A 12,664-nucleotide genomic window follows, 5' to 3' on the forward strand; every position below is an offset into this window, starting at 1 on the left:
GCAATGTTTTGTTTTGCATTTGGAATCATTTTTTCGATGCTATTCATAAATTTTTCGATGATTCTGTCTTTAAATTTTTGATATTCCGGACAATGATAATCATCCATATCTTCAAATTCTTTAAAACTATCATAATCTACATAAGTAACTGCTTCAAAATTATAATATCTTCCGTTAAAACTTGTAGGGTCTTTTAAGGTAGAACAACTAAAGAAAAGTGCCGGAAATTCGTCTCCTGAAAGAATATCTCCTTTTGTTAAAGTATCGAAATGTTGGTCTATATTTTCGTCTTGAAATCTCCAGATATTTCCAGAATCTATGCCCAGCTTAGTTACATCCATATCTAATGTTAGAAAAAGAATTAATGAAGTAACCGAGTATTTCGTTTTACTTAGTTTTTTGTTTAATTTTTTACTAATATTTTCACTTCCTATTAGTTTTATAAATGTGGTGTTTGGATCAGCATTCGAAACTACATTTTTTGCTAAAATTTGAGTTCCATCTGCTAATTTGACACCGAAAGCTTTGTTATTTTCAACTAAAATTTTAGAAACTGATTGTTGTGTTCTGACTAAACCACCATGACTTTTTATTTTGTTTGTCATTGCTTTTACAATGCCGCCACCGCCACCCATAGGATAAAAACCACCTTCTAGGTAATGGTTCATCGCGGAACAATGTACAGGAAAACTAGCTTTGTTTGGCGGTAAACCATGATCTCCGCATTGTGAGTTTAGCACTGCTTTTAGCATGGGATCTTTTATATGCCAATCGATAACTCTTTTTAGAGTAAATAGAGCAAATTTTCCAAAATGTTTTGTTCTGAAAGGCACTGTTATGTTTTGCCAAAACCCTTTTAATGTTGGTATTAATTGTAGTTCTTCATTCACTTTTTTAATTAAATGAAGGTATTCTTTTATGTTTTTTTCTTCTTTTGGAAATTGTTTAATAAGACTCGCTTCTAGATTTTTTGTTCCCGCGGGAAGATCAAATCTTTTATCATTAATAATACAATGATCATAACCGTTTACATTCATTCTAAAAAAAACAAGGTCATTTGCAATTCCTAATCCTTTATACAATTCGTTTGTTGAATGACCCTCATCTACCAGACCCATATAATGAACTCCTGGGCTAAAACGTTGCCCATTTATCGTAAAACTATGACTCCAACCTCCTGGCACATAATGTTGTTCTAGCACCAAAACTTTTTGTCCTGCTCTCGACAAACAAATTGCAGTTGCTAATCCTCCTGCTCCAGAACCTATTATAATTGTATCAAATTCTTCCATAATATGTTTTGAAGTTTTATAAAAAATACTTTTTTAATCTATTTTTCCAATTGATTCCAAAAATCGAAATAATTAAACCATTGTAATGGGTATTCTTTCAGCATCGATTCGAGACTTTGTGTATATTCTTTTAGCAATGCTTTTTCGTTACGGTGATTTACCTGCGCTTCTCTGGTATAAAGATGGTAATGTAAGTTTTTTTCTTTCATTACATAAACAAAAACTACTGGAACTTTTAGTCTTGATGCAATAAGAAATGGTCCTGCAGGGAATTTTGCTTCTTGCCCTAATAACTCTTCCGATAATGATTTTACTCCTTCAAAATATCTATCGCCAGTAAAACAGACCAATTCGTTTCTTGCCAAAGCGCCATTTATCTCGAAAATATGAGATAAATCATCTTTTATAAGAATTAATTTAATGCTTGATTTTTTCGAGATTTTTTCGAGATAATTCTTTATTGCAGAATGCTCTAAATCGGTAGTTACAAGGTTTATTTGAAAATCGACATCTATTTCACTAAAAAAATGCTCTGCTATTTCGAAGTTTCCAATGTGTGCGCTAATAAGAACACCTCCTTTTTTTTCTTTTAACAGTTTTTTTAATATTTCTACACCATCAAACTCATAAGTGAATTTATTTTGCATTCCTGCCGAAATAGAAACTTTGTCGAGAATGGTTTGCCCAAAAGTATAATAACTCATGAAAACCATTTTTTTTGATTTAAAATAAGAATAACCTAATCGCTCTTTGAAGTAATAAAAAATGGAACGATTGCTTTTTTTTAGGAAAATAAAATAATAAGCCGCTACAAAATAAAGAATAAAATAGGCGGACTTGATTCCTACCTTTTTTATAAAAAAAACAAAAATCTTATAGCCTAAAACTGTTCCCCTAGATTTTCCGTCCCATTCAGCCATTTTAGATTTTAGATTTTAGATTATTAGACTTCTTAGACTTCTTAGATTCCTTTTAGACAGTTAGACTTCTTAGATAATTAGATTTAGGTCTAAGCATCTAAGAAGTCTAACTGTCTAATAACTATAAATTATGCTTTAAGCTTAATTTTGTTTTCGATTAAGTCATAAAAACTTTGAAAAGAAGCTATTCCTACAAAATCTACTTCAACTAATTTTACACCAAAATTAGATTCGACAGAAACTACCAAATCTACATAGTCTAAACTATCTAATCCTAAAGTGTCTTTTAGATTAGCTTCTGGTTGAATATCATCTTGATCTACTTCGAACTCATCGACCAAAAAGTCATTTATCTTTTTTACTATTTCTTCTTTATTCATCACCCTTTTTAAACTTTTTTATAACTAATGCAGAATTTGTTCCTCCGAAACCGAAAGAATTGGACAAAAATATGTCAATTTTTTTATTTAACGTTGTTTTAACTAAATTTAATTTCATTGCATCTTCATCTGGATTCTCTAAATTGATGTTTGGCGCAATAAAATCATTTTGCATCATTAGGATAGAATAAATCACTTCACTTGCTCCTGCCATCCAACATTCGTGACCTGTCATCGATTTTGTTGAACTTACATGAGGATTGCTTTCGCCAAAAACTTCTAATATTGCTTTAGCTTCGTTCCCGTCGCCAACTGGTGTTGATGTTGCGTGTGCATTTATATAATCTATTTCGCTAGCTTTTACATTTGCTTCATCGAGCGCTCTTTGCATTGCTGTAGCTGGCCCTTCTACATTTGGTGTCGAAATGTGTCCTCCGTTTGATGAAAATCCGTATCCAATTACTTCTGCAATAATATTTGCACCTCGTTTTACTGCCGATTCGTAACTTTCTAAAATTAAAGTAGCTCCGCCGCCACTTGGCACTAGTCCGTCGCGAGAAGCATCGAAAGGCCTTGATGCTTTAGCTGGTTCGTCTTGTCTTGGAGAAAAAACACCCAAACCATCAAAACTGCTCATTGCATATTTGTTGATTTCTTGTGCGCCTCCGCAAATTATCATGTCTTGAAATCCGCTTTTTATTAAAAAATAAGCCAATCCTATTGAATGTGATCCGCTTGCGCAAGCTGCACTAATCGTTAAATTTATTCCTCTTAATTTAAAAATAGTCGAAAGATTCATGGTTACAGTCGAATTCATCGATTTGAAAATCGCACCAGAACCTATAAGTGAGGTATCTTTTTTTTCACGAATGATATCAGTAGCTTCGATTATTGCTTTAGAAACACTATCGTTTCCGTACATTATTCCTACTTCATTATCATCAAAAAAAGCATCATCAATATTTGCGTTTTTCAATGCTTCAATAGTTGCCATATAAGCATATTCTGTTTCTTCCCCAAGACTTATTCTTTGTCTTCGAGAAAGTAAATTTTTTAGCTCTGGCTTAGGAACCATACCTGTTAATGAAGATTGAAAACCAAATTCTTTTCTTTCTGGATCGATAACAATTCCTGATTTACCTTCGTATAATGAATTTTTAACCTCGTCTAATGAGGTTCCTATACAGGAGTAAATTCCCATTCCGGTAATGACAACTCTTTTATTCATTCTGTAATTTTTTAAGAATAAATTCCTCCATTTATATTAATAACTTCTCCTGTAATATAACTTGATTTTCTTGAAACTAAAAAACTTACTAAATCTGCTACTTCTTCCGCTTCTCCGAAACGATTCGCAGGAACCATTTTTATAAGTTCTTTTTCGTCAAGATCACTTGTCATGTCTGTTCTTATAAATCCTGGTGCTACGGCATTTACAGTAATATTTCGTTTTGCTACTTCTTGTGCTAATGCTTTTGTAGCAGCAACAACCGCTCCTTTTGCAGCAGAATAATTGGTTTGTCCTGGTGTTCCTTTTACTCCTGAAACTGATACCATATTTACTATTCGTCCGTATTTATTGCGCAACATTTTTTGGATAAAAAAATTGGTTACATTAAAAAATCCATTCAAACTTGTGTTTACAACACTTGTCCAATCTTCTGGAGTCATCCACATGAATAATCCATCTTTTGCGATTCCTGCATTATTTATTATAGCTTCAACAATAGCATTTGGATTTGCATCTTGCCACTGTGTGAGTACATTTTTTACTTCTTCAAAATTGGCAACATCAAATTGAATTATTTCACCTGTTGCTCCTAATTGTCTTACTTCTTCCAAAGTTTTTTCGGCAGCAGCCTTGTTCGATTGGTAATTTATAAGAATATGATAATCAGAATCTGTAGCTAATTTTTTACAAATTTCGTTACCTATTCCTCTTGAACCTCCTGTTACTAAAGCACATTTCATCATTTAATTTTAGATATTAGATTGCAGATTTTAGATTGATTGCAATTTATATAATTTTTTATTTTTTAAAAGGTTCTGCACTATCAAACCATTGGTCTCCTAACACTTTCCCATCTGTCTTAATAAATCCAAATTTCTTTTTACTAATTACTCTTGCTAATCCGTTTACAAATCCTTTTTCATCGTCCTTAAACATAGCAAAAAGACCTGCTGTAATACCATATTCACAAGGAACAACTAATTTTCCTGTTTCATTAATAAAGCCCCATTCTTTGTCTTTTACTGGCGCAAAACCATCTGCGCTAAATATTTCAGCATCATTATATACTGGCTCTACTACAAAGACTCCTTTTGTGTTGATATAACCCCATTTTTTATCCATTTGAACTGGCGCTAAATTCTTTACAAATGCTCTTGCTTTATCAAATTTAGGTTCGATAACCCAATTTCCTTTTAAGTCTATAAATCCTATTTTTTTATTTTTCTTAGCATAGGTTATATCTTGCGTTAAGAAATCCCAAATTTTATCAACACCTTCAATTGCTTTAAACTTTCCTGCAATTATTAATCCAAAAGAAGTTTCGCTTTTTGCCCAAGTAGTATTTTTGTAATAATCTCCTATATCATCATATATTATTGCGACAACAATTTTTCCTGTTTTGTCTATAATTCCCCAACGGTCATTATTTCTTACTCTTGCAAACCCATTTTGAAAAGATTTTATAACATCGTATTTTGGCTCTAGGATTACTGACATTTTCGCATTAATTAATCCTATTTTATCTCCTTTTTTTATTAACGCAATACCATCTTCAAAATCATAAACTTTATCAGTAATTGGAGATTTTTGCTCTTCCCCTTTTTTGTTTATATAAAACCATTTTTTATCTTTAGCAACCACACAATAACCATTGTTAAAGTATTTTGCATCATCAAAAGTAGCAGGAATAACCCATTCTCCTTTGGTATTTATAAAACCCCATTTTTTATTATCTTCAGCAGCAGCTAATCCTTCTGAAAAATTTTTAGCTACTTTAAATTTTGGCTGAATAGCAAACCCGCCTGTTTTAGAAATATAACCAAACTTACCCTCTTTTCTTACTAATGACAACTCTTGAGAGTTTACAAGTTGTGTAATTAAAATCAAAAAAAACACTGCCTTTTTCATAATCCTATAAAATTGAAATTGAAATACTAAGATATTAATTATTTATCAAATAGTCTTTTACGTTTTGCACAAAAGGATACATCACCTGATCATGACTAAACGTTGGAATTATTTTGCGAACATCATCATACATTTTTCTGGTTACAGACGAAATAGTATCTTTTTGCTCTAAATAATCTATCGCTTGTACAATGGTAATCAGTTCGATTGCTAACACTTCGAATGAATTTTCAATAACTTTCGATGTAATAACGGCTGCATTTGTCCCCATACTTACAATGTCTTGATTATCATTGTTATTAGGAATACTATGAATATACATTGGATTAGACAGCATTTGATTTTCGGCAGTGGTTGATGTTGCTGTAAACTGAACGCCTTGCATCCCGAAATTAAAACCTAATGTCCCAAGATTTACAAATGGAGGAAGAATTTCGTTAATTTTCGAATTCAATAAATAATTTAATTGTCGCTCCGCAAGCATTGTTAACTTTGTAATAACAATTTTTAGTTTATCCATTTCTAGAGAAATATAATCTCCATGAAAATTACCACCATGATAAACATGTTGGTTTTTTACATCGATAATTGGATTGTCATTTGCAGAATTAAATTCGTCTTCTAGAATTGACGCTACATTATCTATCGTTTCTAAAACTGGTCCTAAAATTTGTGGCACACAACGCAAAGAATAATATTCTTGTACTTTTTCTTTAAATACATCTTCGGTATTTTCTCCAGTATATAAATGATCTTCTCTTTTTCTGATTAACTTACTATCAGATAAGTTTTCTCTCATTCTTTTGGCCACTTCACATTGCCCTTTATGACGTTTTGTATTATTCAATTCTGCCGAATAATGATCATCATAAGCCTGTACAATTTCATTTATTGCGCAAGAAAATTTAAGTGACCAATCTAATAATTTATTAGCATTATACACATTTACAACACCAATTCCTGTCATTACAGAAGTTCCGTTCATTAATGCCAAACCTTCTCTAATTTCTACTTGAATAGGTTTTAAGTTTTCTATTTCAAAAACTTCTTGCGTTGGCCTTCTTTCTCCTTTGTAAAAAACTTCTCCTTCTCCAATAAGCACCAATGCTAAATGAGCCAATTGCACTAAATCTCCACTAGCACCAACACCTCCATGCTCAAAAATTAAGGGCGTAATGTCTTTATTTATCAATTCCTTCATCAAATGAACTAGTGATGGATGCACTCCAGAATTTCCTAGGGAAAGTGTATTTAATCTTGCTAAAATTGCGGCTTTTACACAAAGTGGATTCAAAGGTTTCCCTGTTCCAGATGAGTGACTTCTAATCAAATTATATTGTAATTGAAGTCTATCCTCATCTTTTATACGATATTGTGCCATAGGTCCAAAACCTGTGTTCACACCATAAATCACTTTATTTCCTGAAAATTCTTTAAGAAATTCGAAACTTTTATTTACTCTATCTAAAACACCCTCACTTATTTCGACTTTATTATTGTCAAAAACTATTGATTCAAATTCTTTTAAACTTAAAAACTCATTAATCGTACTCATTTAACCCCTTTTTATTTTAGTAAATTAATTTTTTATTAAATTAATGTTGTTAACTTTGAAGTCGCAAATATAGGTATTAATCAGTAATATTTTGGATATGTTAAAAGAGTTTGTTGATGTTTTGGTAATTGGAGCTGGTCCTTCAGGTTGTGTTTCGGCATCACACTTGCATAATAACAATATCAAGGTTAAAGTTGTTGAGAAAACTAAGTTTCCAAGAATTGTTGTTGGAGAGAGTTTAATACCTCGTGTTATGGACCATTTTGCCGAAGCGGGATTGTTCGAATCTCTTGATGCAATGAATTTTGAAAAAAAATTAGGCGCTCGTTTTATTCGTGGTAAAGAAATATGTGTATTTGATTTTAGTGATAAATATGGGGAAGGTTGGGATTGGACTTGGCAAGTACCAAGAGCCGATTTCGACAATACGATGGCGCAAGAAGTAATAAGTAAGGGAATTGATTTAGAGTTTGAAAGTGAAGTAATATCAGTAACTTTTGAAGGAAAAAACTCTATTACTGTTGTAAAAGACAAAAATGGAATTGAGAAAGAGATTCATGCTAAATTTATCATAGATTCTAGCGGTTACGGTAGGGTTTTACCAAGATTACTTGATTTAGACACACCGTCGAAATTAGATCCTCACTCGGCAATTTTCACACATGTAGTAGATATAAATAGACCCGAAGGAGAAGAAGGAACATTAATTTCCTTTGATATTTTAGAAACCGAAGTTTGGTTATGGGTTATTCCTTTTTCTAACGGAAATACAAGTTTAGGCGTAGTTGGACCAACCCATTTTATAAATTCTTTATCTAGAGACAATAATAAAATTGAAGCTTTAAATAATGCCGTTAATATGTCCGATTACTACATCAAACGTTTTGGAGGCATTGAGTTTGCTTTTGAACCTGTTAAGTTAGAAAACTATTCTCGTTCTGTAAAAAGCATGTACGGCGATGGTTTTGCATTGACAGGAAATAGCTCTGAATTTTTAGATCCTGTTTTTTCATCAGGTGTAGCTTTTGCTACCGAATCTGGAATGCTTGCTGCTAAATTGTTTATTAAAGAATCGCAAGGAATTACTGTAAACTGGGAAACTGAATTTACAGGATATATGCGTCGTGGCATTGGTGTTTTTACTACTTATGTAAAAGAATGGTACACAGGTAATTTACAAACTTTATTTTTCCATCAACCAGAAAACCCAGATGTAAAACGTAAAATCTGCGCTGTTCTTGCTGGTTATGTTTGGGACGAAACCAATCCGTTTGTAAAGAAACATGATAATTTAATTAAGAATATGGCTTATATAATAAATAGCGAAAAAGAATTGGCAGAAAAAAACCTTAGTTAACACTAAGGTTTTTTGTTTATAAATAAAAAATCTAATCTTCTATCTTGTAAAATTATTATCCCAATAAATTTAAAACTATATTAGGAAACAATCCTAATGCAATATTTAATATTAATGCTACAACAGCTACAAGTTGATACATTAAAGGGACTTTTGGCAAAGTTTGTTCGCTATCTTTTGTGTACATGGCTAGAATTATTTTAAAATAATAACCCACACTAATTATAGAACTAATGATAGCTACAATTACCAAAACCAACCAACCTGTATGTACCAATTGATTTAGCAAAAAGAATTTTGCAAAAAATCCAGATAATATAGGAATTCCCGCCATAGATAATAATGAAGCCGTTAATATTCCAGCTAATAAAGGATGTGATTTTCCAAAACCATTAAAACTGTCGATAGTTTCGTTTTCTTTGTCTTTAGTAACATACATTACAACTGCAAAAAAAGCAATTCCGGCAACTGCATAAGCCGAAGCATAATATAATAAAGTACTTGCAGCATTACTCGTCAACAAAAGTGTAGAAACCATAAAACCTGCATGTGATATCCCAGAAAAAGCAAACATACGTTTTACGTTATTTTGACGCAAAGCCATAATATTTCCTAAAACCATTGAGCCAATTGCTACACAAACAATAATCATTTGAAAAGAATACGTTTGAAAAGGAAAAAGCGATATTACTAACTTGTACAATGTTGCCATAGCGACCACTTTTGCCAAACTACTCATAGTTGCAGTAGTTAAAGCTGGTGCGCCTTCATATACATCTGGTGCCCAAAAATGGAAAGGAACGGTTGCTATCTTAAATAACATTCCAATAACTAGAAAAATTAGTCCTATAAAATACCATTGCGGGTAATTTGTTGTATGAATTATTTGTGATATCGAATTCAAATTAAAACTTCCTGTTGCTCCGTATATTAAACAAATTCCGAAAAGTATAATCCCTGAAGCAAACGAACCCATAAGGAAATATTTCATTCCAGCTTCATTACTTTTTAAATTTAATCTATTACTTGCGGCAAGTATATACAATGAAATAGACAAAACTTCGATTCCTAGGAAGAACATAGACAAGTTTCCGAAAGAAACCATCGCCACAGCTCCTGCTAATAAAAACACTTTTATACCAACATAATCAGAAATTTTAGTTGACTGATCTTTATAGAATTCATGACTAAGTGCAACTAAAAAAACTGTAATTACAATGAATAAACTTGAAAATGCTACCGAAAATTTATCGACAACCATCATGTTTCCAAAATAAGAACCTAGATGATTATATTCGGAAATATTAAATCCTAAAATAGCTAAAAGCCCAATAATTGTTACAGGCACAATCGCTTTTCTCGCATTAAAAATTTCTGCAAGAAGCGACAATATTCCCAATCCTGATATGTATATAAGAGTATTCATTCTTTATATTTCTTTTTTTATATTATTAAATTCAAAAAAATCTGAACTCTAAATTTTATTAATTTTAAAAACAATTTCCTGCAAAGAAGGTGTAATCAAATCTGTGATTGATTTTGAAAACAATCCAAAAAATAACAATACCGCAATTATAACCACAAAAACTATGGATTCATTTAGCGTTATCGATTTGAAAGTTTTTGCGTTAGCCTCTCCCAACATCACATGTTGAAACATTTTTAGCATATAAACCGCTCCTAATATAATCGTTGTTCCTGCAATAATTGCAAACCAAATATTAGCACTGTATAAACTGTATAGTAAAGTAAATTCTCCAACAAAATTAAAAGTTCCAGGTAATGCAACCGAAGCCAACATAACAATCATAAACATCGAAGCAAATTTATTGTCTTGAATTCTGATACCGCCCATTTCCGCTATTTCTTGTGTATTGAAACGTCTTTCTATAACTTCGGCAGCAAAGAAAAGACCAACAACTACAAATCCGTGAGCAATCATTTGTAAAACGGCACCACGCAAACCATCTAAGGTTAATGTGTAAGCTCCAGCAGCGATTAATCCAACGTGAGCAAGAGATGAATAAGCTAATAATTTTTTAATATTTTTTTGTTTCAAAGCCACTATCGAACCATAAACCACACCTGCAACGCTTAATGAAATAAGAATTGTCATATATGTTTTTGCTGCGAAAGGAGCTATTGGTAATTGCCAACGAATGACACTATATAATCCCATTTTTAGCATAATTCCTGAAAGCAACATCGTCCCAACAGTTGGTGATTTTTGATAAACATTTGCTTGCCAAGTATGAAAAGGAATAATTGGAATTTTGATTGCATAAGCCAAAAATAAAGCCAAGAAGATCCAAAATTGCTCTTGATTAGTTAAATGCACGGCGTATAAATCGTCAATCAACAAACTTCCTGCTTTTTGGAACAAATACATAAAGGCTATCAACATAAATAACGATCCTGCTAAAGTATAAATGAAGAATTTAATTACTGCTTTCTTACGTTCTTCAGCATCACCATTGCCCCAAATAAGCGCAATGAAATAAATTGGTATTAATGACAATTCCCAAAAAATGTAATACAAGAAAGCATCGGCAGCTAAAAATGTTCCCACCATAGCAAATGACATAAACAACACCAATGCATAGAAGTTTTTGCTGTTTTTGTATTCATTTCCAAAAGAAGAGAAAATAATTATTGTTGTTAAAACATTTGTAAGAAGCAACATAGCTAATGACAATCCGTCAACTTTTAAAGCAACATATAAGTTAGGATTAGAAATCCAATTGGCCATAAAATTAGAATCAATTCCGTGATTGTAGTTATTTAATATAAATATTGATGCAACTATTGAACCTAAACTAAAAAATAGAGCTACTGTTTTAGCCAGTTTATCTCCAGCAAAATAAGTTGCCACAGCACCGAATAATAAAAATATGAGTATAAATGATACGTTCATTGTGTGTAATTATTAAACTAAAAATAAATAAATTAAAATCGAAGAAACGCCTAATACAAATGCAAAAAGATACAATCCTATGCTTCCGTTTTGAATTAATTTTCCTTGATTTCCAATTTCGTTTGTTATTTTTCCTAAACCGAAAACAAATCCAGAAACTAATGTCTCAACATATTTTCTGAAGAAATGTGACAATTTATATAATGGGTTTACAATAACCGCTTCGTATATTTCATCTACATAATATTTGTTGTATAAAACTTTAGCAACACCTGTAATTTCTGAATCTTCTTCAGGAACTTGATTTTGTTTGATGTATTTAGAATAAGCAATTCCAATTCCAACTAAAGCCCCAACAGTTGCAATAGCCATTAACATATAAGCAGTTCCTTCTACATGATGTTCTTCAAGTCCAACTTTGCCAAATAATGGTGCTAAATAATGATTCAACCAACTGTTTCCTGGTAAACTAATAAGTCCTCCAATAGCAGCTAAAAATGCTAAAATTATTAATGGAATAGTAATTAAACTTGGACTTTCGTGCAAATGATGTTTTTGCTCATCAGTTCCTCTAAATTCCTTAAAGAATGTCAAATACATTAATCTAAACATATAAAATGCTGTCATGATAGATGCAATCGAACCAATAACCCAAAGAATCATATTTCCGTGGAAAGCGGTCATTAAAATTTCATCTTTAGACCAGAATCCTGCGAATGGAAATATTCCGGAAATAGCTAAAGTCGAAATCATCATCGTCCAAAATGTAATGGGCATTGCTTTTCTTAATCCACCCATTTTGCGCATATCTTGTTCTCCGTGCAAAGCGTGAATTACCGAACCTGAACCTAAGAACAAACAAGCTTTGAAGAATGCGTGCGTGATAACGTGAAAAACGGCTACTTCATAAGCACCAAATCCCAATGCTAAAAACATTAATCCCAATTGTGAAACGGTAGAATAAGCCAATACTTTTTTAATATCGTTCTGAACCAAACCAATAGATGCGGCCACAATAGCGGTAACTGCTCCAACAATTGCAATAATATCCTGAACATATGGCGTTAAATCGAAAATGAAATTCATTCTTGTTACCATAAAGATACC

Annotated in this window: 11 protein-coding genes; 1 reads left to right on the forward strand and 10 read right to left on the reverse strand. The window is 32.0% G+C overall.

Annotated elements, in window-relative coordinates:
- The 7 genes from ABI549_RS11520 to ABI549_RS11550 all read right to left on the reverse strand — a co-directional run.
- Positions 1–1,292: NAD(P)/FAD-dependent oxidoreductase (locus ABI549_RS11520; RefSeq protein WP_348076609.1), on the reverse strand; the 1,292-nt coding region annotated here is incomplete at its 3' end.
- 38 nt (positions 1,293–1,330) lie between these two features.
- Positions 1,331–2,212: a lipid A biosynthesis acyltransferase gene (locus ABI549_RS11525; protein WP_348076610.1), complete on the reverse strand. Its 882-nt coding sequence runs from the start codon at positions 2,210–2,212 to the stop codon at positions 1,331–1,333.
- 128 nt (positions 2,213–2,340) lie between these two features.
- Complete coding sequence (locus tag ABI549_RS11530) at positions 2,341–2,592, reverse strand: phosphopantetheine-binding protein (protein WP_348076611.1); 252 nt, start codon at positions 2,590–2,592, stop codon at positions 2,341–2,343.
- Positions 2,585–3,820, reverse strand: a complete 1,236-nt coding sequence (locus ABI549_RS11535; protein ID WP_348076612.1) for a beta-ketoacyl-[acyl-carrier-protein] synthase family protein — start codon at positions 3,818–3,820, stop codon at positions 2,585–2,587. Before ABI549_RS11535 ends, ABI549_RS11530 begins: the two co-directional genes overlap by 8 nt.
- An 11-nt stretch (positions 3,821–3,831) precedes the next feature.
- Positions 3,832–4,563, reverse strand: coding sequence for a 3-oxoacyl-ACP reductase FabG (gene fabG, locus ABI549_RS11540; protein WP_348076613.1), 732 nt, complete (start codon positions 4,561–4,563; stop codon positions 3,832–3,834).
- A 58-nt stretch (positions 4,564–4,621) separates the two neighbouring features.
- Positions 4,622–5,731, reverse strand: a complete 1,110-nt coding sequence (locus ABI549_RS11545) for a WG repeat-containing protein (RefSeq protein WP_348076614.1) — start codon at positions 5,729–5,731, stop codon at positions 4,622–4,624.
- 34 nt (positions 5,732–5,765) lie between these two features.
- On the reverse strand, positions 5,766–7,286 hold the full coding sequence (locus tag ABI549_RS11550; RefSeq protein ID WP_348076615.1) for an aromatic amino acid ammonia-lyase: 1,521 nt from the start codon (positions 7,284–7,286) through the stop codon (positions 5,766–5,768).
- Positions 7,287–7,383: 97 nt separating this feature from the next.
- On the opposite strand from ABI549_RS11550, the gene ABI549_RS11555 reads away from it, so the two are divergent.
- Positions 7,384–8,643 (forward strand): NAD(P)/FAD-dependent oxidoreductase, encoded by a 1,260-nt coding sequence (locus ABI549_RS11555; RefSeq protein WP_348076616.1) that lies wholly within the window; start codon positions 7,384–7,386, stop codon positions 8,641–8,643.
- A gap of 55 nt (positions 8,644–8,698) precedes the next feature.
- On the opposite strand, the gene ABI549_RS11560 is transcribed toward ABI549_RS11555, so the two are convergent.
- From ABI549_RS11560 to ABI549_RS11570, 3 genes are all read right to left on the reverse strand, one after another.
- Positions 8,699–10,069 (reverse strand): NADH-quinone oxidoreductase subunit N, encoded by a 1,371-nt coding sequence (locus ABI549_RS11560; RefSeq protein WP_348076617.1) that lies wholly within the window; start codon positions 10,067–10,069, stop codon positions 8,699–8,701.
- 48 nt (positions 10,070–10,117) lie between these two features.
- Positions 10,118–11,557 carry an NADH-quinone oxidoreductase subunit M gene (locus ABI549_RS11565; protein ID WP_348076618.1) on the reverse strand — a complete coding sequence of 480 codons (1,440 nt, stop codon included), beginning with the start codon at positions 11,555–11,557 and terminating at the stop codon, positions 10,118–10,120.
- Between the two features lie 12 nt (positions 11,558–11,569).
- A partial coding sequence (locus ABI549_RS11570; protein WP_348076619.1) for a proton-conducting transporter membrane subunit occupies positions 11,570–12,664 on the reverse strand: 1,095 nt, incomplete at its 5' end.

Source organism: Flavobacterium sp. (genome assembly GCF_039932285.1).
Lineage (GTDB): Bacteria > Bacteroidota > Bacteroidia > Flavobacteriales > Flavobacteriaceae > Flavobacterium.

Excerpts from the sequence above, each read along its gene's own strand:
- ABI549_RS11525 (WP_348076610.1), bottom strand. The coding sequence starts at position 2,212 with ATGGCTGAATGGGACGGAAAATCTAGGGGAACAGTTTTAGGCTATAAG.
- ABI549_RS11530 (WP_348076611.1), bottom strand. The coding sequence starts at position 2,592 with ATGAATAAAGAAGAAATAGTAAAAAAGATAAATGACTTTTTGGTCGAT.
- ABI549_RS11535 (WP_348076612.1), bottom strand. The coding sequence starts at position 3,820 with ATGAATAAAAGAGTTGTCATTACCGGAATGGGAATTTACTCCTGTATA.
- fabG (WP_348076613.1), bottom strand. The coding sequence starts at position 4,563 with ATGAAATGTGCTTTAGTAACAGGAGGTTCAAGAGGAATAGGTAACGAA.
- ABI549_RS11545 (WP_348076614.1), bottom strand. The coding sequence starts at position 5,731 with ATGAAAAAGGCAGTGTTTTTTTTGATTTTAATTACACAACTTGTAAAC.
- ABI549_RS11550 (WP_348076615.1), bottom strand. The coding sequence starts at position 7,286 with ATGAGTACGATTAATGAGTTTTTAAGTTTAAAAGAATTTGAATCAATA.
- ABI549_RS11555 (WP_348076616.1), top strand. The coding sequence starts at position 7,384 with ATGTTAAAAGAGTTTGTTGATGTTTTGGTAATTGGAGCTGGTCCTTCA.
- ABI549_RS11560 (WP_348076617.1), bottom strand. The coding sequence starts at position 10,069 with ATGAATACTCTTATATACATATCAGGATTGGGAATATTGTCGCTTCTT.
- ABI549_RS11565 (WP_348076618.1), bottom strand. The coding sequence starts at position 11,557 with ATGAACGTATCATTTATACTCATATTTTTATTATTCGGTGCTGTGGCA.